We start from the raw sequence: 25,245 nt of genomic DNA, 5'->3' as shown, positions 1-25,245 counted from the left end.
GGATCACGAGGGCCACGAGGGCCACGAGGGCCACGAGGGCCACGGAGGCCGCGAAGGCCCGGCAGGGGCGACCCCGGGGGCGGAGGGCCCTCGTCGCCGTGCTCGGCGCCGCGCTGGTGCTCGCCCCGGCCGCCACCGCCCGCGCCGACGACGGCATCCGCGTCCAGCAGTGGGGCCTCGACGCCATGCACACCAGCCAGGTCTGGCAGACCACCAAGGGCAGGGGCGTGACCGTCGCCGTCCTGGACACCGGCGTGGACGACCGGCACCCGGACCTCGCCGGCAACGTCCTCGAAGGCAAGGACATGGTCGGCTTCGGCGCCTCCCGCGGCGACCGCCCCTGGGCCCGGCACGGCACCGCCATGGCCGGCATCATCGCGGGCCACGGCCACGGCGAGGCCCGCGGCGACGGCGTGCTCGGCATCGCGCCCGCAGCGCGGATCCTGCCGGTCCGCGTGATCCTGGAGGACGGCGACCCCGCCCGCAAGAAGGCCCGCAACACCCGCGGCAACGCCCTCGCCGACGGTATCCGCTGGGCCGCCGACCACGGCGCGGACGTCATCAACCTCTCCCTCGGCGACGACTCCAGGTCCGCCCACCCCGAACCGTCCGAGGACGCCGCCGTGCAGTACGCCCTCAAGAAGGGCGTCGCCGTCGTCGCCTCGGCGGGCAACGCCGGCGAGCGCGGCGACCACATCTCCTATCCGGCCGCCTACCCCGGCGTGATCGCCGCGACGGCCGTCGACGAGAACGGCGCCCGGGCCTCCTTCTCCACCCGCCGCTGGTACGCCACCGTCGCCGCGCCGGGCGACGACATCGTCATCGCCGACCCCGACCGCAAGTACTACGAGGGCTGGGGCACCAGCGCCGCCGCCGCCTTCGTCTCGGGCGCGGTCGCCCTGATCCGCGCCGAGCACCCGGGCCTCGCGCCCGCGCAGATCAAGCAGCTCCTGGAGGACACCGCCCGCGACGCCCCGTCCGGCGGCCGTGACGACTCCCGCGGCTTCGGCCTCATCGACCCCGCGGCGGCCCTCGCCCGCGCCGGAAAGCTCAAGCCGGACGAGCTGCGCGCCACGGCGTACGGAGAGACGTACTTCGGCCCGGGCCCCGACGCGGACAAGGGAACCACCGGCCCCGCGGCCTGGACCGGCCCGACCGCGGCCGCCCTCGGCGTGGCCCTGCTGGCGGCAGCGGTCCACCTGTGGCGCACCAGACGCCCCACCCGCCGGGTGACCGTCCCACCTGCCGCCAAGGCCCCCGGCCCGCCTCTGTAGGGTCGGGGACCGTGGCGAACAAGAACATTCCCGACCCCGGTTTCTCCGACGACGACGGGTCGGCCGACCCCGCGCTCGCCGCGGCGCTCACCGCCTGGGCCGGGGACCGCACGGCCCACGGCCCCGTCCTCGCGGCCCTGGCCGGCGCCCGGCTCCTCGTCCCCGTCGTCGCCGTGCTCGGCGAGGTCGAGGAGGACGAGAACGGTCTGCGTCGCGAGAAGACCAGCGACATGGCGGTGCCCACCCTGAAGGCAGGCGACCGCAAGGCCCTGCCCGCCTTCACCTCCACCGAGGCCCTCGCCCTGTGGGACCCGGCGGCCCGCCCGGTCGCCGTGCCCCTGCACCAGGCGCTCCAGGCCGCCGCCCACGAACAGGCCGACACGATCGTCCTGGACCTCGCGGGCCCCGTCCCCTACGAACTGGGCAGGGCCGCGCTGCTCGCCCTCGCCGAGGGCCGCGCCGACGCGGACCCGCTGGCCGACCCCGCCGTGCGCGAGGCCGTGCGCGCGGCCGTCGCCGCCGAGCCCGCGGTCGTCAGGGCCCACCTCGGTGCCGGCTCCGCCGACGGCACCCTGGCACTGGTCCTCGACGTTTCCGCCGACCCGGCCGAGGCCGCCCAGCGCGTGGCGCGGACCATCGCCGCCGACGAAACGCTGAGGGCCCGCCTGGTGCGCGGCCTCGACCTGGCACTCCTGCCGGCCGAGGCGACGCCACCGGGCGAGCCCCTCTACGTACGTACGGCCTGATCCAGCGCTCAGTCTCAGCCTGATCCAGCGCTCAGTCCCAGCTCAGCCGAAGACCGGGCCCGTGTACTTCTCGCCGGGGCCCTGACCGGGCTCGTCCGGCACGACCGACGCCTCGCGGAACGCGAGCTGGAGGGACTTCAGGCCGTCCCGCAGCGGCGCCGCGTGGAAGGAGCTGATCTCCGTGGCGCTCGCGTCCATCAGGCCGGCGAGGGAGTGGATCAGCTTGCGGGCCTCGTCGAGGTCCTTGTGGCCCTCGCCGCCCTCGGCGAGGCCGAGGTTCACGGCGGCGGCACTCATCAGGTGGACCGCCACCGTGGTGATCACCTCGACCGCGGGGACGTCCGCGATGTCACGGGTCATGGTGTCGAAACTGGGGGAGTCACCCGCGGGGGACTCGGGGGTGGGGGTCGTGTCGCTCATGTCCCACACGATAAGCCGCGCCCGTCCGGTGCCGGGCGCCGGGCGCCGGGGCGCCATGGGTTCGCTCCACCCCGGTGGAGCTGCTAACCTTGTGTAACGACCGGCCGGACACCGTGTGCCAACACGCGAGGATCCGGCCCACAAGTGGAGGCTCCGTTCTCCCACCTGACCGCTCCCCGGAGCGGCGGGTCACCGGTCAGGCGGCCGAAGTCCATGGGGCTTCGGGTCGTCCGATGTGCGCCCCGCGATCACCGCGGAGGTGCTCCGGTAGTACATGGAGCCCCTTCAGTGTGATCGGTCGGGGCATTTTTTGTGGCCTCGCTCGGTTGGTCGAGTTAACAGACGTAACGCGGCTGTCCGCCAGACGGTCGCGTGGTGCTACCGAGGAGGATCCATCAGCGCCGAGCCCCGCATCAACGACCGGATTCGCGTTCCCGAGGTGCGACTTGTCGGCCCCAGTGGCGAGCAGGTCGGAATTGTTCCGCTTGCCAAAGCCCTGGAGCTCGCGCAGGAGTACGACCTTGACCTGGTCGAGGTCGCGGCGACCGCCCGGCCGCCCGTGTGCAAGCTCATGGACTACGGGAAGTTCAAGTACGAGTCGGCCATGAAGGCCCGTGAGGCGCGCAAGAACCAGGCGCACACGGTCATCAAGGAGATGAAGCTCCGGCCGAAGATCGACCCGCACGACTATGACACCAAGAAGGGTCACGTCGTCCGGTTCCTCAAGCAGGGCGACAAGGTCAAGATCACGATCATGTTCCGTGGTCGCGAGCAGTCCCGCCCCGAGCTGGGTTTCCGACTGCTTCAGCGCCTCGCTTCGGACGTCGAGGACCTTGGGTTCATCGAGTCGAACCCGAAGCAGGACGGCCGAAACATGATCATGGTTCTCGGTCCGCACAAGAAGAAGACCGAGGCGATGGCCGAGGCCCGTGAGGCCCAGGCGGCCCGCAAGGCGGACGCGAAGGCCAATCCGGGCCGTTCGCAGAACTCCGCCGAGGGGGAGGAGCTCGACGAAGAGGCTCCCGCCGAGGCCCCGGCCGAGGCTCCCGCCGAGGCCTGATCCTCCCGGACGCGAGTCCAGGGGATCGCCAACTGACACATATGGCTTCCGGATGCCCGGTTTCACGACCGGGCATCGGAGTGCTACTGACGAGGAGAGAACGGCGCTATGCCGAAGAACAAGTCGCACAGCGGTGCCAGCAAGCGCTTCAAGGTCACCGGCTCCGGCAAGGTGCTCCGTGAGCGTGCCGGCAAGCGCCACCTGCTCGAGCACAAGTCGTCCCGTCTGACGCGTCGCCTCACCGGCAACGCCGAGATGGCCCCGGGCGACGCCAAGAAGATCAAGAAGCTTCTCGGCAAGTGAGCCGGGGCGCGCACCGCGCGCCCTGAGCTCTGACCGGGACCCAATCGATATCGGGCCGTGTGACTCCCACCACGGCCCCGCTGCAAGGAGTTAACAAGTGGCACGCGTCAAGCGGGCAGTCAACGCCCACAAGAAGCGTCGGGCGATCCTCGAGGCGGCCAAGGGTTACCGCGGCCAGAGGTCGCGCCTGTACCGCAAGGCCAAGGAGCAGGTCACCCACTCCCTGGTCTACAACTACAACGACCGCAAGAAGCGCAAGGGCGACTTCCGTCAGCTGTGGATCCAGCGCATCAACGCCGCTGCCCGCGCCAACGGCATCACCTACAACCGCTTCATCCAGGGTCTGAAGGCCGCCAACGTCGAGGTGGACCGCAAGATCCTCGCGGAGCTCGCCGTCAACGACCAGAACGCGTTCGCCGCGCTGGTCGAGGTCGCGCAGAAGGCGCTGCCGTCGGACGTCAACGCGCCCAAGGCCGCCGCCTGAGCCGTGCGTCTCTGAGCGCCCCCCCGGACCCGTAGGCCACGTGTGGCTTACGGGTCCGTGTGCGTCCGCCGTCTTTTTCCGCGGGCCGCTGGGAGCTTCTCGCGCAGTTCCCCGCGCCCCTGACGGGGCCCTCCTGCCCGCGCCCCTTACGGGGCCCCACATCCCCGAAGGTGAGTTCATGACCGCCGCCCCCGAGTTGATCTCCCCCAAGTCGCCCCGCGTCAGTGCCGCGCGGCGGCTGGCCAAGCGGAATTTCCGGGGCAAGGAGCGGCTGTTCCTCGCCGAGGGGCCGCAGGCCGTACGGGAGGCCGCCGGGCACGCGGAGACGCTCGTCGAGCTGTTCGCCACCGTCGACGCCGCCGAGCGGTACGCCGACATCGTGGGGGAGGCGCGCGCCGCCGGGGCGCGGGTGCACCTCGCCGACGAGGACGTCATCGCCGACATCTCCACCACCGTGACGCCGCAGGGGCTCGTCGGGGTCTGCCGGTTCCTCGACACCCCGTTCGCGGAGATCCTGGCGGCGCGGCCGAAGCTCGTCGCCGTCCTCGCCCACGTACGCGACCCCGGCAACGCGGGGACCGTGCTGCGCTGCGCCGACGCGGCGGGCGCCGAGGCGGTGATCCTCACGGACGCCTCCGTGGACCTCTACAACCCGAAGTGCGTACGGGCCTCCGTCGGGTCGCTGTTCCACCTTCCGGTGGCCGTGGGCGTGCCCGTGGAGCAGGCCGTACGGGGGCTCAAGGACGCGGGCGTGCGCATCCTCGCCGCCGACGGCGCGGGCGAGGACGACCTCGACACGGAGCTCGACAAGGGCACCATGGGCACCCCCAGCGCCTGGGTCTTCGGCAACGAGGCCTGGGGCCTGCCGGAGGAGACCCGCGCGCTCGCCGACGCCGTGGTGCGCGTCCCGATCCACGGCCGGGCCGAGAGCCTCAACCTCGCCACGGCCGCCGCCGTGTGCCTCTACGCGTCCGCCCGTGCACAGCGCGCCGCCGGAGGGTGCCGCTCCGTCACATCGAGCTAGTAGTGTGACGGGCTCGGGGGCCCTCCCCATCTCGCGGTCGCTCCCCCCATGTTCTCGGTTCCGCTCGCAGGTTCCCGGTTCCGCTCGAACACATAGGGGCACCACTGAGCAGGGAGGCACCCGCACCGGAAGTGCGAGAGGCGGGGTACGGGGAAATGAGCGTCGGCACGAGCAGAGCACCGGGAGCACCGGACGTCGTCCGTGCCCGCGCGGACCATGGCGGTCCCGGTGACCTCGGCGGCCTCGGACTCGACCCGGACGAACTGCCCGACGGGCTCGTCGTGGCGGACGAGACGGGCCGGATCATCTGCTTCAACGCGGCGGCGGCGCGCATCACCGCCGTCCGTGCCGACGAAGCCATCGGAGCGCCCCTCGAACGCGTGCTCCCCTTAGAGGACCTCGAAGGCCGCCGCTGGTGGCAGCTGACCGATCCCTACGGAGGCCTCGCCATCCGCGTGGGCCAGCCCGAGCGCAACCTCCTGCTCCCCGGTGGCCGCGAGGTCCTGGTCTCCGCCCGCTATCTGCGTACCCACCGCACCGGGCCCGTGCGCCGCGTCGTCGTCTCGCTGCGGGACACCGAGGCCCGCCGCCGCACCGAGCGCAGCCACGCCGAGCTGATCGCCACGGTCGCCCACGAGCTGCGCTCGCCCCTCACCTCCGTCAAGGGCTTCACGGCGACGCTGCTCGCCAAGTGGGAACGGTTCACCGACGACCAGAAGAAACTGATGCTGGAGACCGTCGACGCCGACGCGAACCGCGTCACCCGGCTGATCGCCGAGCTCCTCGACATCTCCCGCATCGACTCCGGGCGCCTGGAGCTGCGCCGTCAGCCCGTCGACATCGGCGCTGCCGTCGGGCGGCACATCCAGTCCCATGTCGCGTCCGGCCAGGACGCGGACCGCTTCCTCGTCCGGGTGCAGCAGCCGCTGCCCGACTGCTGGGCCGACCCGGACAAGATCGACCAGGTGCTCGGCAACCTGCTGGAAAACGCGGTGCGGCACGGCGAGGGAACCGTCACCATTGGGGTGGCGCCCTCCTCCTCGCCGCGCGAGCGGGGCGGCGCCGAGACCGCCGTGACCGTGAGCGACGAGGGTCCCGGCATTCCGGAGGAATCGATGGGCCGCGTCTTCACCCGCTTCTGGCGGGGCAGCAAGCGCGGCGGCACGGGACTGGGGCTGTATATCGTGAAGGGCATCGTGGAGGCGCACGGCGGGACGATCACCGTCGGCCGCGCGCCCGGCGGCGGCGCCCAGTTCCGATTTACGTTGCCCGTGGGGGCCCCGGCGTATCTCCAGTAAGGACGCCGTGAGCAGCCCACGGGCTCATTCGTTCACCACACCCCCGTTAGACTCGGTCGTTGGCACTTTGTGTCCCCATGTCTGGGACAGCTTGTCTCCGAGTTGTTGACGGGGACCCATCCGCCAGCCAATCGGAAGCACGGGAAGAGATGTCGGCACCGAACAAGTCGTACGACCCTGTTGAGGTCGAGGCACTGAAACCTGAAGAGATCGAGCGCATGCGGGACGAGGCGCTCGCCGCCTTCGCCGCCGCGGACACGCTCGACGCGCTCCAGGAGGCCAAGGTCGCGCACACCGGCGGCACCTCGCCGCTGGCGCTCGCCAACCGCGAGATCGGCGCGCTGCCCCCGCAGGCCAAGGCCGAGGCGGGCAAGCGCGTGGGCATGGCCCGCGGCGCCGTGAGCAAGGCGCTGGCCGCCCGCCAGGCCGCTCTCGAGGCCGAGCGGGACGCCCGGGTCCTGGTCGAGGAGGCGGTGGACGTCACACTGCCCTACGACCGCACCCCGGTCGGCGCCCGCCACCCGCTGACCACGTTCATGGAGCGCGTCGCGGACGTCTTCGTCGCCATGGGCTACGAGGTCGCGGAGGGGCCCGAGGTCGAGGCGGAGTGGTTCAACTTCGACGCCCTGAACTTCACCCCGGACCACCCGGCACGGCAGATGCAGGACACCTTCTTCGTCCAGGGGCCCACGGGTACCGACGGTGGGGGCACCTCCCAGGCTTCCGGCTCCGGGGGAGAGTCCGGTGTCGTCCTGCGGACGCACACCTCGCCCGTGCAGGCCCGCGCGCTGCTCGAACGCCGTGAGCCGCCGGTCTACATCGTCTGCCCCGGCCGCGTGTACCGCACGGACGAGCTGGACGCCACGCACACCCCGGTCTTCCACCAGATCGAGCTGCTCGCCGTGGACGAGGGCCTGACCATGGCCGACCTGAAGGGCACCCTCGACCACATGGTCCAGGCGCTCTTCGGCCCGGACATGAAGACCCGGCTGCGGCCGAACTACTTCCCGTTCACCGAGCCGTCCGCCGAGATGGACATGGTGTGCTACGTCTGCCGCGGCGAGTCCGTGGGCAACCCCGACCGCCCCTGCCGCACCTGCGGCAGCGAGGGCTGGATCGAGCTCGGCGGCTGCGGCATGGTCAACCCCAAGGTCCTCACCGCCTGCGGCGTCGACCCCAAGAAGTACAGCGGATTCGCCTTCGGGTTCGGCATCGAGCGGATGCTGATGTTCCGCCACAACGTCGAAGACATGCGAGACATGGTCGAGGGTGACATCCGGTTCACCCGGCCGTTCGGGATGGAGATCTGATGCGGGTCCCGCTTTCCTGGCTGCGGGAGTACGTCGACCTCCCCGCCACCGAGACCGGCCGTGACGTGCAGGCCAAGCTCATCGAGGTCGGCCTTGAGGTCGAGACCGTCGAACAGCTCGGCGCCGGCCTGAAGGGCCCGCTCGTCGTGGGCAAGGTCCTCACCATCGAGGAGCTGGAGGGCTTCAAGAAGCCCATCCGCTTCTGCACCGTCGACGTGGGCTCCGCCAACGGCACCGGTGAGCCGCAGGAGATCGTCTGCGGCGCCCGGAACTTCGCCGTCGGCGACAAGGTCGTCGTGGTCCTGCCCGGCGCGGTCCTGCCCGGCGACTTCGCCATCGCCGCCCGCAAGACGTACGGCAAGACCTCGCACGGCATGATCTGCTCCGGCGACGAGTTGGGCATGGGCGACGACGGCAGCGGCGGCATCATCGTGCTGCCGCCCGAGCACGAGGTCGGCACCGACGCCATCCAGCTGCTCGAACTGGTCGACGAGGTCCTGGACATCGCCGTCACCCCCGACCGGGGCTATGCCCTGTCGATGCGCGGCGTCGCCCGCGAGACCGCCATCGCCTACGGCCTGCCGCTGCGCGACCCGGCGCTCCTCGACGTCCCCGCGCCGAACTCCTTCGGCTACCCGGTCAAGATCAACGACCCGATCGGCTGCGACCGCTTTACCGCGCGCACGGTCACGGGTCTGCGGCCCGAGGCCCGCTCCCCGATCTGGCTCCAGCGCCGTCTTCAGAAGGCCGGCATGCGCCCGATCTCCCTCGCGGTCGACGTCACCAACTACGTGATGATGGAGCTCGGCCAGCCCCTGCACGCCTACGACCGCTCCCGCATCCAGGGCACGATCGGTGTGCGCAGGGCCGAGCAGGGCGAGAAGTTCACCACGCTCGACGGTGCCAAGCGCGTCCTGGACGCCGAGGACCTCGTCATCACCGACGACCGCGGTCCCATCGGCATCGCGGGCGTCATGGGCGGCGCCAACACCGAGATCGCGGACCACGAAGCGGCCGGTGGCACCACCGACGTCGTCATCGAGGCCGCGCACTTCGACGCGCTCTCCGTGGCCCGCACCGCGCGCCGCCACAAGCTGGGCTCCGAGGCCGCCAAGCGCTTCGAGCGCGGCGTCGACCCGCAGGCCGCGTCGGCCGCCGCGCAGCGCACCGTCGACCTGCTCGTGCTGCTCGCGGGCGGCACCGCGGAGGCGGGCGTCACGGAGGTCATCGCGCCGACCGCGCCGCGCACGATCACCATGCCCGCCGACCACCCCGACAAGGTCGCCGGTGTGGAGTACGGCCGCGAGACCGTCGTACGCCGCCTCCAGCAGGTCGGCTGCGACGTGTACGGACAGGACGACCTGACCGTCACCGTGCCGTCCTGGCGCCCCGACCTCGCCGAGCCGAACGACCTCGCCGAAGAGGTCATCCGCCTGGAGGGGTACGAGAACCTGCCCTCCACGCTGCCCAAGCCCCCCGCGGGCCGCGGGCTCACCGAGCGGCAGCGGCTGCACCGCAGGGTCGGCCGCGCGCTCGCCGGGGCCGGGTACGTCGAGGCGCTGAGCTACCCCTTCATCGGGGAGAGCGTCTTCGACCAGCTCGGCCTCGACGCGGACGACCCCGCGCGCCGCGTCGTCAAGCTGGCCAACCCGCTCTCCGACGAGGAGCCCGCTCTCCGTACGACGCTGCTGCCGGGGCTGCTCTCCGCGCTGCGCCGCAACGACGGACGCGGCAGCCACGACCTGGCGCTTTTCGAGACCGGGCTGGTCTTCCTGCCCCGGCAGGAGCTCAAGGTCGCGGTGCGCCTGCCCGTCGACCGGCGTCCCACCGACGAGGAGATCGCCTCCCTCACCGAGGCGCTGCCCGTCCAGCCCCGGCACGCCGCCGTCGTCCTCGCGGGCGCCCGCGAGCAGGCCGGCTGGTGGGGCAAGGGCCGCCCCGCGGACTGGGCGGACGCCGTCGAGGCGGCGCGTTCCGTCGCCCGCGAGGCCGGCGCCGAGCTCATCGTCGACCAGGGGCAGTACGGCCCCTGGCACCCGGGCCGCTGCGCGGAGCTGAAGGTCGTCGTCGACGGCGACATCGTCTCCGTCGGGCACGCCGGTGAGCTGCACCCGCGCGTCGTCAAGGCGTTCGGCCTGCCCGCGCGGACCTGCGCGATGGAGCTGGACCTGGACCGCGTGGAGCAGGCCGGTGAAGGCACCCTCCGGGCGCCGCGGATCTCCACCTACCCGGTGGCGACCCAGGACGTCGCGCTGGTCGTCGACAAGGAGGTGCCGGCCGCCGTGGTCGAGCACCACCTCACCGGCGGCGCGGGCGACCTGCTCGAGTCCATCCGGCTGTTCGACGTCTTCGAGGGCGAGCAGATCGGCGCGGGCAAGAAGTCGCTGGCGTACGCGCTGCGCTTCCGCGCGGCCGACCGCACGCTGACCGTCGACGAGGCGTCGGCGGCCCGTGACGCGGCCGTCGCCCTGGCCGCCGAGCGCACGGGCGCCGTGCTGCGCGGAGCGTAGTCACCGCGAGTAGGCGAGAACAGGCGCACAAGAGGCGCAAAGAGGGGCTTGTCCGCACCGCCGGGCAGGCCCCTCACTCGTTCGAGTGGCTGGAGAAGTCACTATGGCCCGATAGGCCCATCCGATGGTCAGAATCGTTCCGGCCGTGGGGGCCTACCTGCGCGCCGTACACGGTCCTGAGGGGGCGTCGGCATGATGCGGATCAAGGCTGGGGCTCCCTGCCGGAGGCTGCTCCGGGCCGGCGCGAGAGGGGCACGGCTGCGGCTGGTCCCGGGTCTGGGCCTGCCCCTGGGCTGGGGCGCCGTCGCCGCCACGTACAAACTGGCCTGTCCGCTCGCGCAGCAGGACAGTCTGGAGGCGCGGCTCGTCAGCAGTGCCGTCTTCCTCGCCGTGGGGACCGGACTCGTCGTGCACGTCCGCAGGGCGCTGCTGCGGGAGCTGCGGCAGCTCCGCGAGGTCGCGGGCGCCGCGCAGGACGTGCTCCTGCGGCCGCTGCCGGCCCGCGTCGCCGGGCTCGCCCTCGCCGCGGGACGCCTCTCCGCCTCCCGGGGTGCCACGGTCGGCGGTGATCTGTACGAGGTGGCCGCCACCGAGCACGGTGTCCGCGTCGTCATGGGGGATGTCCGCGGCCATGGCCTCGCCGCCATCGGGACCGTCGCCGCCGTCCTCGGCAGCTTCCGCGAGGCCGTGCACGACGAACCCGAACTGTCCCTGGTGATGCGGCGGCTGGAGCGGACCCTCGGACGCCACCTGCGGGAGCGGGCGCGCGCCGAGCACCCGGCGCGAGGCGGCCCCGGGCCACAGACCCCGTCGGCCGAGGAGTTCGTCACCGTACTGCTCATGGAGATCGGCGAGGACGGCGAGATCTCCGCGCTCAACTGCGGGCACCCCTGGCCGCATCTGCTCAGCGGGCAGGCGAGACCCCTCACGGAGACCGAGCCGCTGCCGCCGCTCGGTTCCTTCCCGCTCCCCGCCGAGCTGCCCGTCTTCCACGGCGGCCGGCTGCTGCCGGGCGAGACGCTGGTCCTGCACACCGACGGCATGGAGGACGCGCGCGACGCGGCGGGAGCCTTCTTCCCGCTGCGGGCGAAGCTCACCGAGGCCGCCGGCAGGCCGGTCTCGCCGCAGGGTCTCGTCCACGAGGTCTACGCCGAACTGCGGCGGCACACCGGCCGGTCGCCGTCCGACGACGTGGCGCTGCTCGCCCTGCGCAACGACCGCACGAGGCTGCCCGTGCAACACCCGGAGCAGGGACGGCGCGCCGGCACCCTGACGTGAGGCGCCCGGCCGTGGGAACGGCATGCGCCGCCCGCCCCGCCATGGAGTTGTCGGGCAGACGGCGGGACGGACGGCGCCCATGAGGACCGCCGCACTGTACGAGGGGGGAGCCGGCGGCCCGGCCGGCCTCCTTAATTGATGAGGCACCTCAGTCAAGCGAGCCCACACGGCACGCGGCAGAGCGCACACCCCCCGGACGCGGGCACTCCGTTCACACCCCGTGTGAAGGCACCTCGACTAATCTGACAAGGGACCGAGCCACCGGAGGGCATCCATGCAGCCCAACACCCTGCTCGACGCGATCCTCGACGAAGCCGGCGTCTCCCACGCGGGACTCGCCGCGCATGTGAACCAGGCCGGCAAGTCCCGGGGTCTCGCGCTGCGTTACGAACACACGGCCGTGTCCCGCTGGCTGAAGGGGCAGCGCCCGCGAGGCCAGGTCCCCGACCTGATCTGCGAGGTGCTCGCGGCCCGGCTCCAGCGGCCCGTCACGCTGGACGACATCGGCCTCGGGCTGCCCGGCGTCCCCTCCGCCCGCGTGGGCTCGGCGGCCACGACGCTCTCCGGGTTCGTGGAGCGGGCCACCGCGCTGTGGCGCTCGGACGAACAGCAGCGCCCGCATCTGCTCGGCGCCCCCGCGGTGACCGGCACGCCCGCGGTGATGCCCGTCTGGGAGTGGGAGAACCCGCCGGACGACGTCGACGTCTCCCGCGGCGGGCGGCACCCCGTCAGCACGGCGGACATCGAGATGATGCGGGCCGCCCGCGCGCACTACGAGCAGATGTACAGGAAGACCGGCGGCGTCGCGACCCGCACCCGCATCGTCGGCTTCCTCAACGCCGAGGCGGCGCCCCTGCTGCGCGGCAGCTACACGGACGAGATGGGCCGCCAACTGCACCGCTCCACGGGCGGGTTGGTGGCGATAGCGGGGATCTGTGCCTATGACTCCGACGCGCACGGCCTCGCCCAGCGCTACTTCCACCAGGCCCTGCGCCTCGCGAAGGCCAGCGGGGACATGGGGCTCGGGGCGTACGTGATCGCGCTGCTCGTCAACCAGTCGCTGTTCATGCGGGAGTACCGCCAGGCGGTGGCGTTCGCCGAGGCGGCGCTGCGGGCCGCGGGCCGTGACCTCACCCCGGCGCTCGCATCGGATCTGTACGCCATGCAGGCCAAGGCGTACGCGCACCTGGGCGACGGCAGGAGCGCGCTGTCCTGCATCAGGCGTGCCGAGGCCGCGGCCGACCGGATCCTGCGCGGCCGGGAGCCGGACGAGACGGGCTATGTGCAGCCGGGCCTCGTCAACGTACAGGTGGCGGAGGCGCTGCTCAGCCTCGGGGACCTGACCAGCGCCCGGGAGCACGCCGCGGCGGCCGTGGACACACCGGCGCACGACCGGGGCCGGGTCCACCGCCTCGCGATGCTCAGTCAGATCGAACTGCGCCAGGGAAACACCGACCGAGCGGTGGCCACGGCCGTCGAAATGGCGGAACAGGCGCGGGGCATGGAGTCGCAGCGGCTGCGTGACCGGCTGCGTGCGGTCCGCGAGCACCTCGTGCGCAGCGACTGCGCGGGCACCGCCGAGGCGGCCGAACTCATCGCAGGGGCGCTGCGCGTTCCACTGTGACGTGCCGGTGGCGCGCCGGTGGCGCCGACTTCCGGGCGCGCCGTGCACACCTCTCCGCGCCCCACACACTCTGCTCTGACCTTCCACCTGCTGCGATATTGCCAGCAACTCGGCGGAAGGTGGCAGAACAGTGCAATGGACGAAACAGAACGAACAAACTGTGTATGGAAACCGGTGGTTCACGGTCAATCTCGCGGATGTCGAACTACCCGACGGCCGGCATCTGGACCACTTCCTCATACGGCTGCGGCCCGTCGCCGTGGCCACCGTCGTCAACGAGGCCAACGAGGTCCTGCTCCTGTGGCGGCACCGCTTCATCACCGACAGCTGGGGATGGGAGCTCGCGGCGGGCGTCGTCGAGGACGGCGAGGACATCGCGTACGCGGCGGCCCGCGAGATGGAGGAGGAGACCGGCTGGCGGCCGGGCCCGCTGCGGCACCTGATGAGCGTCGAGCCCTCCAACGGGCTCACCGACGCCCGGCACCACATCTACTGGTCCGACGAAGGGACGTACATGGGCCATCCGGAGGACGACTTCGAGTCGGACCGCCGTGAGTGGGTCCCGCTCAAACTCGTCCCTGACATGGTGGCCCGCGGGGAGGTCCCGGCCGCCAACATGGCCGCGGCGCTGCTCCTCCTGCACCATCTGCGCCTCGGCCAGGACGCGCGCTAGCTAATGGCCGATGGCCTGCCAGACCGCCACGGCCAGTGCCGCGACCGCCGCGAGGGCGACGATGGTGGGCAGCGGCCAGCGCGTGTGTTCCAAGGCGGCGACCCGGGTCTCCAGGGTCTGCACGGTCTTGGCGTTCTGGTCGTCGTGCTGTGTGAGCAACGCCAGCCGTCCGTCGACGCGGGCCAGACCCACGTCCAGGCTACGGCGTAACTCGGCGAGTTCTTCCGGGACCACGGCACTCTCGCCGTCGGTGGTCACGAGCGCACTCCTCTCTGTAATGGCGCGTCCCCCCTTCATCCGCACAGAAAGTGAACTCTCCTGGTGGACAGGGCGGGAGAGTGTGCGATGGGCATATGCGAGCCCTTTGCGCACACGGTGTGTGAACGCCGCGGGCCCGGCACTCGAAGGAGTGCCGGGCCCGTCGGGTACGGAGTGTGTGCGTACGGGGAGTGAATCGCTCCGGACGCGTGACCGCGCGGCTCAGACGTAGGTGTAGAAGCCCGAGCCGGACTTCCGGCCGAGGCGGCCCGCGTCGACCATCCGCTGGAGCAGCGGGGGAGCGGCGTACAGCGGCTCCTTGTACTCGGCGTACATCGAGTCGGCGACCGAGGCGACCGTGTCCAGGCCGATCAGGTCGGAGAGCTTGAGCGGCCCCATCGGGTGGGCGCAGCCCATCTCCATGCCGTTGTCGATGTCCTCGCGGCTGGCGATGCCCGACTCGAACATCCGGATGGCGGAGAGCAGGTACGGGATGAGCAGCGCGTTGACGACGAAGCCCGAGCGGTCCTGGGCGCGGATCGCGTGCTTGCCGAGGACCTTCTCGACCATGCCCTGGGCCCGGCTGATGGTGCCCTCGGACGTGGTCAGCGCGGGGATCAGCTCGACGAGCTGCTGCACCGGCGCCGGGTTGAAGAAGTGGATGCCGATGACCTGGTCGGGACGCGAGGTCGCGACGGCCAGCCGCACGAGCGGGATGGAGGAGGTGTTGGAGGCGAGGATCGCGTCCTGCCGGGTCACCACCTGGTCGAGCACCTGGAAGATCTCGGTCTTGACCTGCTCGTTCTCCACGACGGCCTCGATGACCAGGTCACGGTCGGAGAACTCGCCGAGGTCGGTGGTGAAGCTCAGGCGCGCCAGTGTCGCGTCCCGCTCCTCCTCGGAGATCTTGCCGCGCTCAGCCGCCTTGGAGAGCGAGTTGTACAGGCGCGTACGGCCGATCTCCAGGGCCTCGCCGGTGGTCTCCGCGACCTTCACGTCAAGACCGGAGCGGGCGCAGACCTCCGCGATTCCCGCGCCCATCTGGCCACAGCCCACCACTCCGACGCGTGCGATATCGGTCATGGAGTCGGTCACCTCGTGCCTTTCGCTGATTACGGGGGCCGGCAGGCCCCCACCCCCCGTTCGGACGCGGTGCCTGCCTCGGCCGTGAACGTTACTCCGCAACACGGGGTCCATGGCGGGCCGGGTCGGGCATGCTGTGCGCACAACCGGCGCTGGGGCCGGACGGATGCGAGCTCAGGGGCGTAACGATGAGGCATATGTCACGTCGGGGATTCTCGGTGCTGGCCGCGGCGACGGTCGCCGGCCTGACGTCCACGGGGAGCGCGGCGGCGTCCCCCGGACGACGTCCGCACAAGGGCCGCGAACTGCGCGGCATGTGGCTGGCGACGGTGGTCAACCGCGACTGGCCCTCCAAGCCGGGGCTCACCGCGCAGGCGCAGCGGAGCGAGTTGCTGGCGTTCCTCGACTCCGCGGTGAACCGCAGGCTCAACGCCGTGGTCTTCCAGGTGAGACCCACCGCGGACGCGCTGTGGCCGTCGCCGCACGAGCCGTGGACGGAGTACCTCACCGGGGTCCAGGGCAAGGACCCGGGCTGGGACCCGCTGGGCACCGCGGTGAAGGAGGCGCACCGCAGGGGCCTGGAGCTGCACGCGTGGTTCAACCCGTTCCGCATCGCGAACCACACCGACCCCTCACGCCTGGTGGCCACCCACCCCGCACGCGTCCACCCCGACTGGGTCGTGCCGTACGGCGGGAAGCTCTACTACAACCCGGGCCTGCCCGAGGTGCGGCGCTTCGTGCAGGACGCGATGCTCGACGCGGTGCGGCGCTACGCGGTCGACGCCGTGCACTGGGACGACTACTTCTACCCGTACCCGGTGGCGGGGCAGGTCTTCGACGACGACGACGCCTTCGCGCGCTACGGCAAGGGCTTCCCCGACCGCGCGTCCTGGCGGCGCGACAACATCGACAAACTGGTGCGCGAGATGTCCGTCCGCGTGAAGAAGACGCGCCCCGGCACCCAGTTCGGGGTCAGCCCCTTCGCCGTCTGGCGCAACATCGCGACCGACCCGACGGGATCGGACACCAGGGCGGGGGTGCAGACGTACGACGATCTGTACGCGGACACCCGCGGCTGGGTGGAGAAGGGGTGGCTGGACTACATCGTCCCGCAGGTCTACTGGAACATCGGCTTCGCCGTCGCGGACTACGCGAAGCTGGTCCCGTGGTGGAACGACGTCGTGCGCGGCACGGGCGTGAACCTGTACATCGGCGAGGCCCTGTACAAGGCCGGCGACCCGGCGCAGCCCGCGCCCTGGCAGGACCCGGCGGAGCTGTCCCTGCACCTCACGCTGGCCGAGCGGTACCGCGAGGTGCGCGGGCACATCTACTTCTCCGCGAAGGAGGTCGGCGTCGACAAGAACGGCGCGATGGCGCGCGTCGTCGCCGACCACTACCGCAAGCCGGCCAAGCCGCCGCGCTGACCGGTCGCCGCCGCGTCCTACGCCGTGCCCTGGTGCCGTACGACGGTGTCGGGGCCCGGCGACATCAGCGTCTCGTGGCCGTCCTCGAACCGCACCCGGTACGGCGGACCGCCGTCCGGTCCGAGCACCTCGATGACCTGCGCGATCCGGTCGTGCTGCCCGACGGTCCTGCCGTGCACCAACAGCTCGTCGCCCACGGTTGCACGCATGTGGTGTGTCCCCTCGTCCCGCTCTGTGGTCGCCATCAGTGGTCGCTATCCGTGGCCGCCAGTGTACGACCAGTGGCCGGGTTTGGGGCGGTTCGAACGGACGCTGCCTCAGCCGCGGGAGCGCTGCGTGACCGCGATGCAGACGAGCACGGCGGCCGCGGTGAGCGGGGCGGCGACGGTGAGGTGCTCGCCGAGCAGGAAGACCGACCAGACCAGGGTGAGCAGCGGCTGCGCGAGCTGGAGCTGGCTGGCCTTGGGGACGCCGATGGCCGCCATGCCGCGGTACCAGACGACCAGGCCGAGGAACTGCGAGCCGATCGCGGAGTAGAGCAGGCCCGCCGTGCTGTGCCCGGTGAGCCGGAAGGACTCGTGCCCGAGGGCGACGAACGCGCCCACGGCGTTGAGCGGCAGGCAGAGCATCAGACCCCAGCCGATGACCTGCCAGCCCGGCATCTCGCGGGCCAGGCGGCCGCCCTCGGTGTAGCCGGCCGCGCAGATCAGGAGCGCGCCGAAGAGGTAGAGGTCGGCGCCGGTCAGGGCGCCGCCGCTCTGCTGCACGGTGAAGGCGATGACCGCGGCGGCTCCGGCGAGCGCCGCCACCCAGAACATCCGGGAGGGGCGCGCCCCGGTGCGCAGCGCCGAGAAGACCGCGGTCGTCAGGGGGAGCAGCCCCACGACCACGGCGGCGTGCGCGGTGGTGGAGGTCTGGAGCGCGAGCGTGGTGAGCAGCGGGAACCCCACGACGACGCCGGCGCCGACCACCGCGAGCCCCGGCCAGTGGCGGCGGTGCGGGACCGGGACGCGCAGGGCCAGCAGGCAGCCGCCCGCGATGAGCGCGCTCAGCGCGCCGCGCAGGGTCACGAGGCTCCAGGGGCCGATGCCCTCAAGGCCCCAGGCGGTGGCGGGGAAGGTGAGCGAGAAGGCGACGACGCCGAGGGCGGCCATGGCGGTGCCGCTCCTGCGTCTGCCGGTGGCCGCGGAGCCGGTCGTGTCGGTGGCCGCTTCGCTGACCGCTATCCGCTCCGGGCGGGTAGCGCTATCCTGTGCTGTCATGCATGACGGTAGCAGTGTCGAAGAGCTGATAAAAAACCTGAAGAACGAGCTGGACCGCTACTCTCCAGGTGGAAAGCTGCCGTCGAGCCGGGCGCTCATCGAGCGGTTCAGGGTGAGCCCGGTGACCGTCTCCCGGGCCCTGGCCCAGCTCGCCGCCGAAGGGCTGGTCGTCACCCGGCCCGGCGCGGGCGTCTTCCGCGCCGAGCCACGGGCCGCCGTCGCGCCCGCCGGCGACACCTCGTGGCAGGAGGTGTCCCTGAGCGCCGACGCCACGGCGGAGCTGGTGCCGCGCGCCGTCGACGCCTCCGGGGTGCTCGCCACGCTCGCCGCGCCCGCGCCCGGCGTCATCGAGTTCAACGGCGGCTACCTCGCCCCCGCGCTCCAGCCCGAACGGGCGATGGCGGCGGCGCTCGCACGGGCGGGACGGCGGCCCGGGGCCTGGGGGAGGCCGCCGATCGACGGGCTCCCCGAGCTGCGGGAGTGGTTCGCGCGGGGGATCGGCGGGGCGATCACGGCCGCGGAGGTGCTGATCACGGCGGGCGGCCAGAGCGCGCTGACCACCGCGCTGCGGGCGCTCGCGCCGCCGGGGGCGCCGGTGCTCGTGGAGTCGCCCACCTATCCGGGGATGCTGGCCATCGCCCGCGCGGCCGGGCTGCGCCCCGTGCCGGTGCCTCTCGACACGGACGGGGTGCGCCCGCAGCTCCTCGAAGCCGCCTTCCGCGCCACGGGCGCGAAGGTTTTCGTCTGCCAGCCGCTCTTCCAGAACCCGACGGGGGCCGTGCTCTCCGCCGCCCGCCGCCCCGAGGTCCTGCGGATCGCCCGTGCGGCGGGGGCGTTCGTCATCGAGGACGACTTCGTGCGCCGCCTGGTCCACGAGGACGCCGGGCCACTGCCGCGGCCCCTCAGCGCCGACGACCGGGACGGCGTGGTCGTCCACGTCTGCTCGCTCACCAAGGCCACCTCGCCGAGCTTCCGGGTGAGCGCGCTCGCGGCCCGCGGCCCGGTCCTGGAGCGGCTGCGCGCCATCCAGGTCGTCGACCACTTCTTCGTACCGAGGCCGCTCCAGGAGGCGGCCCTCGAACTGGTCGGCTCCCCGGCCTGGCCGCGCCACCTGCGCGCGGTCTCGGCCGAGCTGCGGCTCCGCAGGGACACCATGGCCGCGGCCCTGCGGCTGCGCATCCCCGACCTGGCGGTGCCGCACATCCCGGCGGGCGGCTACAACCTCTGGGTACGGCTGCCCGACGGCACCGACGAGACGGCCCTCGCCTCGGCGTCGCTGCGCGCGGGCGTGGCCGTGGCCCCCGGCCGCCCCTACTTCGCGGCGGAGCCCCCGGCGGCCCACGTCCGCCTGAGTTTCGCGGCGGTCGCGGGCCTCGGGGAGATCAACGAGGGGGTACGGAGACTGCGGGCCGCCTGCGACGAGGTGGGCGGTTAGGGGGTTCCTCGGGCGCGGACGTACTCCGTGACGAGCAGGAGGTCCTTGGCCGGGCCGCCCACCCGCCAGCGGGAGACCCAGCGGTCCGGGGCGTGCACCTCGAACTCGCCGCGGTAGAGGTCCCGCGCGCAGGGGTGGTCCACGGTGTGCCGGCCCCGGCGGAGGTCGAGGTCGTGGAAGAAGCGCCCGTCGGCGAACTCCACGCGGGCCGTGCCCGGCTCGTCGCCCGGCAGGAACCGGAGGGTCCGCTCGGCGGGGCGCTTGACGCCGCACCAGGTGAACGTCCCCGACTCCTGGTGCAGGAGCCCGCCCTCGTCGGGAGCGGGCAGCGGCGAGAACACCGTCGTACCGGCGAAGCGGCCTTCGGAACCGCCCCCGAGATCGACCACGGTCCGCGTGACGAGCCACTCGCCCGAGAGGTGGGCCAGGGCGTCAGGGACGGGATGGAAGGCGGAGCGCGATCCCACGCCGCCCCGCCTGTCCCGGGCGGCGGCCATGGCCTCGGCGCTCTCGTCGTCGGAAAGGGGCATGCCCGCAGGCTACGCGTCGGGCTGACCAAACGAGCAGGGCCTAGCGGTCCACCACCGACATGCTGCGCTCGTCGTACCGTCCGCCCGCGATGCGGCCCGCGGGCGCCGCCGCGTCGATCTCCGCGAGCTCGTCGGCGCTCAGCTCGATCGTGGCGGCCGCCACGTTCTCCGCCAGGTACTTCTCACGGCGCGTGCCCGGGATCGGTACGACGTCGTCCCCGCGGGTGCTGCACCCAGGCCAGCGCGAGCTGCCCGGCGGGAGCGAGCGTACTGGTGCTGGCCCCAGGGGAGTTGGGGCGCTGCCCCGATGTCGGGGCGCCCTCCGTGTTCGTAGCGTGGTGATCGTCTCCGGTCTGACGGGCGGAGACGAACGCCGCCGAACGAGGGAGCACGATGCGCGTCACCTCAGCAGTCACCGCCGGTCTCAGCATCGCCGGTCTCCTGACGGGGGGAGTGGCCGTCGCGGCGCCCCCACCGACCCGAACCCAGGACGCGGCACGCCACGACCCGGACTCACGCCACGACCTGGACTGGGGAAGGTGCTCCGCGGACCAGAAGGAGTTGAACGAAGCGGGGGCGCGGTGCGCGAAGGTGACCGTGCCGCTCGACCACGCCGACCCCGGCGGCCCCACGATCCGGCTGGCGATCTCCCGTATCGAGGCGAAGTCACCCGCCGAGCGGCGCGGCATCCTGCTGTCCAACCCGGGCGGCCCCGGCGGCACCGGCCTCGCCCACACCCTCGCCCTGCGCCCCTCGCTCAAGGACGCGGCGGACCGCTACGACCTGATCGGCTTCGACCCCCGCTTCCTCGGCGAGAGCACCCCGCTCACCTGCGGTGCCTCCTCCCGTCCCGCCCCGTCGGCGCGGGAGACCACACCGCGCGCGGACTTCGAGGCGTCGGTGCGCGCCGCACGCGACACCGCCCGCCGCTGCCAGGACCACCGGGACAACGCCCGGCTGCTCCCGCACGCCTCGACCCGCAACGTCGCCCGTGACATGGACGCGATCCGCGCCGCGCTCGGCGAGCGCAAGCTGTCGTACTACGGCGTCTCGTACGGCGCCGACCTGGGGGCGGTCTACACCCAGTTGTTCCCGCGCCGCGCCGACCGCGTCGTCCTCGACTCCTCGACCGACCCGGAGGCCACGCAGTACGAGCTGTTCCAGCGCTCGGGGGAGCCGGCCGAGAAGGCGCTGCGAGGCCGCGTACGGAGGGACGTCCTCGCCCTGCTGCGGCGGGCCGAACGGCATCCGATCCCCGTCGCGGGGCAGCGGCTCGACGCGCCGCTGCTGCGCCTGCTCGTCAAGCAGCTCGTCCAGCACGAGGAGTACGACCCGCAGCTCACCGAAGTCGTCGCCGACCTGAAGAGAGCCGCCGCGGGCGAGGAGGTCGAGCCGGGTCCCGCGCTCGCCGGGCTCCTGGCGTTGCTGAACTCGCCCGAGCTGGAGAGCAGCATGGTCGGCGGTGCGATCTTCATGTGCGGCGACGGCGGATGGCCCGCGGGCGGCTGGCCGAAGAACCCGGAGACGTACTGGAGGAACATGCAGCGCAGCCGTGCCACGCAGCCGGTCTTCGGGCCCTACGTCAACGGAATGATCGCCCCGTGCGCGTTCTGGAAGGGCGAGCCCCGCGAACCCGCCACGCGGATCACCAATGACGTGCCCGTCCTGATGCTCCAGGCCCGTGACGACAACAACGTGCCCTACGAGGGTGCCCTCGCCCTGCACCGCAAGCTCACAGGATCACGCCTGCTCACGGCGGACATTCGCGCGCACGGCGTCTACGGGCGAGGCGACAGCGGTCTCACCGCCGTCCCGTGCGCCGACCGCGCGGTCAACACGTATCTGCGTGCCGGAACGCTGCCCGACACCGACCTGACCTGCGCGAAGCCGGAGGAGAGCCGATGAGGGGGATCACCGGACGAACCGGCCTCGCGGCCACCGCGGCCGCCCTGCCGGCCCCCGGGGCGCCCCGTGCGACACCCCCGCCCTGCGGGCGATCTCCCGCAGGATCAGCGCGCGCGCCCCCTCGGCCGCCACGAGTCGTAGGCAGTGTCCACGAGGATTCGGACCCCAGGGGCACTGTCCGTAAGGGGGGAGGTACGAGATATCTTGATGTCGAGCAATGTTGCAGACGCGGAGCGGAGCACCTGGTGACTGACTCGACCATCATCTACACCCACACTGACGAGGCCCCGGCCCTGGCGACCCATTCGTTCTTGCCGGTGGTCCAGGCCTACGCCTCGACAGCGGGGGTCAGCGTGGAGACGCGCGACATCTCACTCGCGGGCCGCATCATCTCCAGCTTCCCCGAGCGTCTCGAGGAGGGCCAGCGCATCAACGACGCCCTCGCCGAGCTCGGTGAACTCGCCAAGACCCCGCAGGCGAACATCATCAAGCTGCCGAACATCTCGGCCTCGATCCCGCAGCTCAAGGCCGCCATCGCCGAGCTTCAGGGCCAGGGCTACGCGCTCCCCGACTACCCGGACGACCCGAAGACCGACGAGGAGCGCGACATCCGCGCCCGCTACGACAAGGTCAAGGGCAGCGCCGTCAACCCGGTCCTGCGCGAGGGCAACTCCGACCGCCGTGCCCCCGCCTCGGTCAAGAACTACGCCAAGGCCCACCCGCACCGCATGGGCGCCTGGACGGCCGACTCCAAGACGAACGTCGCCACCATGGGCGAGAACGACTTCCGCTCGACCGAGAAGTCCGCGGTCATCGCGGACGCCGGTTCGCTGCGCATCGAGCTCGTCGGCGACGACGGCTCCACCACCGTCCTGCGCGAGTCCGTACCCGTCCTCGCGGGCGAGATCGTCGACGCCTCCGTGATGCGCGTCGCCGCGCTCCGCGAGTTCCTCACGGAGCAGGTCGCCCGCGCCAAGGCCGAGGGTGTCCTCTTCTCCGTGCACCTCAAGGCCACGATGATGAAGGTCTCCGACCCGATCGTCTTCGGCCACGTGGTCCGCGCCTTCTTCCCGAAGACCTTCGCCGCGTACGGCGACGTCCTCGCCGCCGCGGGGCTCACCCCGAACGACGGTCTCGGCGGCATCTTCAAGGGCCTGGACTCGCTGTCCGACGGCGCGAAGATCAAGGCGTCCTTCGAGGCCGAGCTGGCCGAGGGCCCCGAGCTCGCCATGGTCGACTCCGACAAGGGCATCTCCAACCTGCACGTCCCCAGCGACGTCATCGTGGACGCCTCCATGCCGGCCATGATCCGCACCTCCGGCCACATGTGGGGCCCGGACGGCGCGGAGCACGACACCCTCGCGGTCCTCCCGGACAGCAGCTACTCCGGCGTCTACCAGGTCGTCCTCGACGACTGCCGCGCCAATGGCGCCTTCGACCCGTCGACGATGGGCTCGGTCCCGAACGTCGGCCTCATGGCGCAGAAGGCCGAGGAGTACGGCAGCCACGACAAGACCTTCGAGGTCCCGACCACGGGCACCGTGCGGGTCGTCGACGGCGCCGGCGAGGTCGTCCTGGAGCAGGCCGTCGCCGCCGGTGACATCTTCCGCATGTGCCAGACCAAGGACGCGCCGGTCCAGGACTGGGTCAAGCTCGCCGTCACCCGTGCCCGCGCCAGCGGCAGCCCGGCCGTCTTCTGGCTGGACGAGACCCGCGCCCACGACGCCGTGCTCATCGGCAAGGTCGAGCGGTACCTCGCCGACCACGAGACCGAGGGCCTGGACATCCGGGTCATGTCGCCGGTCGACGCCACCGCGTTCTCCCTGGAGCGCATCCGCCGCGGCGAGGACACCATCTCCGTCACCGGCAACGTCCTGCGCGACTACCTCACGGACCTCTTCCCGATCCTGGAGCTCGGCACCAGCGCCAAGATGCTCTCGGTGGTCCCGCTGATGAACGGCGGCGGCCTCTTCGAGACGGGCGCGGGCGGCTCGGCCCCGAAGCACGTCCAGCAGCTCGTCAAGGAGAACTACCTGCGCTGGGACAGCCTGGGCGAGTTCCTGGCCCTCGCGGTCAGCTTCGAGCACCTGGCCACCACCACGGGCAACGCGCGCGCCCAGATCCTCGCCGACACCCTGGACCGCGCCACGGCCACGTTCCTGGAGAACGACAAGTCGCCGAGCCGTCGCCTCGGTGGCATCGACAACCGCGGCAGCCACTTCTACCTCGCCCTGTACTGGGCGCAGGAGCTGGCCAAGCAGACCGAGGACGCGGAGCTCGCAGAGGCGTTCGCGGCCCTGGCCAAGACGCTCTCCGAGCAGGAGCGGACCATCGTCGACGAGCTGATCGCGGTGCAGGGCAGCCCGGCCGACATCGGCGGCTACTACCAGCCCGACGTGGCGAAGGCCTCCGCGGTCATGCGCCCGTCCGCGACGCTCAACCAGGCGCTGTCGATCCTGGGCTGACGTCCGCACGCACGTGAAAGGGGCCTCCCGCCGTTCTGGCGGGAGGCCCCTTCCGCGTGTTCCGCGTGGCCGGACGAGACCCCGGATCTACGAGTGCCGGCGGGGCTTGCCTCGCTTGGCCGCCTTCGGACGGGCGGCGGCGCCCCGGCCGCCCTTGCCCCCCGCGGGCTTCTTCTTCGGCTGGGCCGAGGCCTTGGCCTTGGCCTTGGTCCGGCCCTTGTCCCCGGCCGCGTCTTTCGCGGGGGTCTTGTCGCGGCCCCGCGAGCTGTTGACCGTACGGCCCCGGACGATGCCGATGAGGTCCTCGACCTGGTCCGTGGTCGCCGCCTCCGGCCACGACAGGGCCACACCGGACTCGGGGGCGTCCGTGACGGGACGGTAGGTGAGGTCCTTGCGGTGGTGCAGCCGGGCGAGGGACTGGGGGACGACGAGTACGCCGATGCCCGCGGCGACCAGATCGACGGCGTCCGCGGTGGTGGCGGGGCGCTCGTGCGCGGGCAGGCCGGGGCGCTGTTCCCATGTGAGCGTCTCGTCGAGGGGGTGGAGCACGATCTCGTCGGCGAGGTCCTCCGCGGTCACCTCGTCGACCGCCGCGACGGCGTGGTCCTTGGGAATCAGGACGACCGTCGTCTCGGTGTAGAGGGGGATCGCGCTGAGATCCGTACGGTCGATCGGCAGGCGTACGAGACCGGCGTCCGCGCCGCCCGCCCGCAGCACGTCGGCCGCCTCGTCGGCGGGGACCTGCACGAGGGTCAGTGGGATGTCGGGCAGCCGCTCGTTCCAGATACGCACCCACTTGGTGGGCGTCACCCCCGGGACGTAGGCGAGCCGGAACGAAGGGGTCATTTCCGAGCCTGTCACCTCGCCAGGCTACCCGCC

At 72.2% G+C, this 25,245-nt stretch carries 23 protein-coding genes and 2 pseudogenes; 16 read left to right on the top strand and 9 right to left on the bottom strand.

What is annotated here, in order from left to right; genetic code table 11:
* Positions 1-2: 2 nt before the first annotated feature.
* Both mycP and ACRAKF_RS08770 read left to right on the top strand, forming a co-directional pair.
* The gene (mycP, locus tag ACRAKF_RS08775) at positions 3-1,274 is read left to right on the top strand and encodes a type VII secretion-associated serine protease mycosin (RefSeq protein WP_447041880.1); all 1,272 of its coding nucleotides are present in this window, start codon (positions 3-5) and stop codon (positions 1,272-1,274) included.
* 11 nt (positions 1,275-1,285) lie between these two features.
* Positions 1,286-2,020: an SseB family protein gene (locus ACRAKF_RS08770; RefSeq protein ID WP_447036363.1), complete on the top strand. Its 735-nt coding sequence runs from the start codon at positions 1,286-1,288 to the stop codon at positions 2,018-2,020.
* Between the two features lie 42 nt (positions 2,021-2,062).
* Here ACRAKF_RS08770 and ACRAKF_RS08765 read toward each other — a convergent pair whose 3' ends face one another.
* Complete coding sequence (locus ACRAKF_RS08765; RefSeq protein ID WP_447036362.1) at positions 2,063-2,440, bottom strand: DUF1844 domain-containing protein; 378 nt, start codon at positions 2,438-2,440, stop codon at positions 2,063-2,065.
* A 394-nt stretch (positions 2,441-2,834) separates the two neighbouring features.
* On the opposite strand from ACRAKF_RS08765, the gene infC reads away from it, so the two are divergent.
* The 10 genes from infC to ACRAKF_RS08715 all read left to right on the top strand — a co-directional run bounded on the left by infC (position 2,835) and on the right by ACRAKF_RS08715 (position 14,004).
* Positions 2,835-3,500 carry a translation initiation factor IF-3 gene (gene infC, locus ACRAKF_RS08760; protein ID WP_447041879.1) on the top strand — a complete coding sequence of 222 codons (666 nt, stop codon included), beginning with the start codon at positions 2,835-2,837 and terminating at the stop codon, positions 3,498-3,500.
* Positions 3,501-3,608: 108 nt separating this feature from the next.
* The gene (gene rpmI, locus ACRAKF_RS08755) at positions 3,609-3,803 is read left to right on the top strand and encodes a 50S ribosomal protein L35 (RefSeq protein ID WP_007829094.1); all 195 of its coding nucleotides are present in this window, start codon (positions 3,609-3,611) and stop codon (positions 3,801-3,803) included.
* Between the two features lie 97 nt (positions 3,804-3,900).
* On the top strand, positions 3,901-4,287 hold the full coding sequence (gene rplT / locus ACRAKF_RS08750) for a 50S ribosomal protein L20 (protein WP_447036361.1): 387 nt from the start codon (positions 3,901-3,903) through the stop codon (positions 4,285-4,287).
* A gap of 178 nt (positions 4,288-4,465) precedes the next feature.
* Positions 4,466-5,311, top strand: a complete 846-nt coding sequence (locus tag ACRAKF_RS08745; protein WP_447036360.1) for a TrmH family RNA methyltransferase — start codon at positions 4,466-4,468, stop codon at positions 5,309-5,311.
* A 155-nt stretch (positions 5,312-5,466) separates the two neighbouring features.
* Positions 5,467-6,609 carry an ATP-binding protein gene (locus ACRAKF_RS08740; protein ID WP_447036359.1) on the top strand — a complete coding sequence of 381 codons (1,143 nt, stop codon included), beginning with the start codon at positions 5,467-5,469 and terminating at the stop codon, positions 6,607-6,609.
* 149 nt (positions 6,610-6,758) lie between these two features.
* The gene (gene pheS / locus ACRAKF_RS08735; protein WP_447036358.1) at positions 6,759-7,919 is read left to right on the top strand and encodes a phenylalanine--tRNA ligase subunit alpha; all 1,161 of its coding nucleotides are present in this window, start codon (positions 6,759-6,761) and stop codon (positions 7,917-7,919) included.
* Positions 7,919-10,429, top strand: a complete 2,511-nt coding sequence (pheT, locus tag ACRAKF_RS08730; RefSeq protein WP_447036357.1) for a phenylalanine--tRNA ligase subunit beta — start codon at positions 7,919-7,921, stop codon at positions 10,427-10,429. The genes pheS and pheT overlap by 1 nt, the downstream gene beginning before the upstream one ends.
* A 192-nt stretch (positions 10,430-10,621) precedes the next feature.
* Positions 10,622-11,707 (top strand): PP2C family protein-serine/threonine phosphatase, encoded by a 1,086-nt coding sequence (locus ACRAKF_RS08725; protein ID WP_447036356.1) that lies wholly within the window; start codon positions 10,622-10,624, stop codon positions 11,705-11,707.
* 274 nt (positions 11,708-11,981) lie between these two features.
* On the top strand, positions 11,982-13,331 hold the full coding sequence (locus tag ACRAKF_RS08720; RefSeq protein ID WP_447036355.1) for a transcriptional regulator: 1,350 nt from the start codon (positions 11,982-11,984) through the stop codon (positions 13,329-13,331).
* 130 nt (positions 13,332-13,461) lie between these two features.
* Positions 13,462-14,004, top strand: coding sequence for an NUDIX hydrolase (locus ACRAKF_RS08715; RefSeq protein ID WP_447036354.1), 543 nt, complete (start codon positions 13,462-13,464; stop codon positions 14,002-14,004).
* On the opposite strand, the gene ACRAKF_RS08710 is transcribed toward ACRAKF_RS08715, so the two are convergent.
* Together ACRAKF_RS08710 and ACRAKF_RS08705 are read right to left on the bottom strand one after the other, a co-directional pair.
* Positions 14,005-14,262 carry a hypothetical protein gene (locus tag ACRAKF_RS08710; protein WP_447036353.1) on the bottom strand — a complete coding sequence of 86 codons (258 nt, stop codon included), beginning with the start codon at positions 14,260-14,262 and terminating at the stop codon, positions 14,005-14,007.
* A 222-nt stretch (positions 14,263-14,484) separates the two neighbouring features.
* Positions 14,485-15,345, bottom strand: coding sequence for a 3-hydroxybutyryl-CoA dehydrogenase (locus tag ACRAKF_RS08705; protein ID WP_447036352.1), 861 nt, complete (start codon positions 15,343-15,345; stop codon positions 14,485-14,487).
* Between the two features lie 188 nt (positions 15,346-15,533).
* On the opposite strand from ACRAKF_RS08705, the gene ACRAKF_RS08700 reads away from it, so the two are divergent.
* The gene (locus ACRAKF_RS08700; protein ID WP_447036351.1) at positions 15,534-16,769 is read left to right on the top strand and encodes a glycoside hydrolase family 10 protein; all 1,236 of its coding nucleotides are present in this window, start codon (positions 15,534-15,536) and stop codon (positions 16,767-16,769) included.
* Positions 16,770-16,786: 17 nt separating this feature from the next.
* Here ACRAKF_RS08700 and ACRAKF_RS08695 read toward each other — a convergent pair whose 3' ends face one another.
* Complete coding sequence (locus ACRAKF_RS08695; protein WP_447036350.1) at positions 16,787-16,978, bottom strand: DUF1918 domain-containing protein; 192 nt, start codon at positions 16,976-16,978, stop codon at positions 16,787-16,789.
* Positions 16,979-17,086: 108 nt separating this feature from the next.
* On the bottom strand, positions 17,087-18,031 hold the full coding sequence (locus tag ACRAKF_RS08690; protein WP_447036349.1) for a DMT family transporter: 945 nt from the start codon (positions 18,029-18,031) through the stop codon (positions 17,087-17,089).
* Between ACRAKF_RS08690 and ACRAKF_RS08685 the strand changes: the two genes are divergently transcribed.
* Positions 18,030-19,466, top strand: a complete 1,437-nt coding sequence (locus ACRAKF_RS08685; RefSeq protein ID WP_447036348.1) for an aminotransferase-like domain-containing protein — start codon at positions 18,030-18,032, stop codon at positions 19,464-19,466. The two genes, ACRAKF_RS08690 and ACRAKF_RS08685, sit on opposite strands and share 2 nt — an antisense overlap.
* Here the strand turns inward: ACRAKF_RS08685 and ACRAKF_RS08680 are convergent.
* Together ACRAKF_RS08680 and ACRAKF_RS08675 are read right to left on the bottom strand one after the other, a co-directional pair.
* On the bottom strand, positions 19,463-19,963 hold the full coding sequence (locus ACRAKF_RS08680) for a DUF6314 family protein (RefSeq protein WP_447041877.1): 501 nt from the start codon (positions 19,961-19,963) through the stop codon (positions 19,463-19,465). The two genes, ACRAKF_RS08685 and ACRAKF_RS08680, sit on opposite strands and share 4 nt — an antisense overlap.
* Before the next feature lie 73 nt (positions 19,964-20,036).
* Positions 20,037-20,253, bottom strand: a pseudogene (locus ACRAKF_RS08675) (aldo/keto reductase); the annotation flags it as partial.
* A 136-nt stretch (positions 20,254-20,389) separates the two neighbouring features.
* On the opposite strand from ACRAKF_RS08675, the gene ACRAKF_RS08670 reads away from it, so the two are divergent.
* Positions 20,390-21,901, top strand: a complete 1,512-nt coding sequence (locus ACRAKF_RS08670) for an alpha/beta hydrolase (protein WP_447036347.1) — start codon at positions 20,390-20,392, stop codon at positions 21,899-21,901.
* A gap of 54 nt (positions 21,902-21,955) precedes the next feature.
* On the opposite strand, the pseudogene ACRAKF_RS08665 reads toward ACRAKF_RS08670, so the two are convergent.
* Positions 21,956-22,033: pseudogene (locus ACRAKF_RS08665) on the bottom strand (TetR/AcrR family transcriptional regulator); the annotation flags it as partial.
* 113 nt (positions 22,034-22,146) lie between these two features.
* Here ACRAKF_RS08665 and ACRAKF_RS08660 point away from each other — a divergent pair.
* On the top strand, positions 22,147-24,366 hold the full coding sequence (locus ACRAKF_RS08660; RefSeq protein ID WP_447036346.1) for an NADP-dependent isocitrate dehydrogenase: 2,220 nt from the start codon (positions 22,147-22,149) through the stop codon (positions 24,364-24,366).
* Positions 24,367-24,453: 87 nt separating this feature from the next.
* Here the strand turns inward: ACRAKF_RS08660 and ACRAKF_RS08655 are convergent, their stop codons facing one another.
* Positions 24,454-25,227, bottom strand: coding sequence for a LysR family substrate-binding domain-containing protein (locus ACRAKF_RS08655; protein ID WP_447036345.1), 774 nt, complete (start codon positions 25,225-25,227; stop codon positions 24,454-24,456).
* Positions 25,228-25,245 lie beyond the last annotated feature (18 nt).

It is taken from the genome of Streptomyces sp. DSM 118878 (assembly GCF_052936595.1).
The sequence above is the reverse complement of the archived record's forward strand: the minus strand, read 5'-3'. Positions and strand labels throughout refer to the sequence as shown.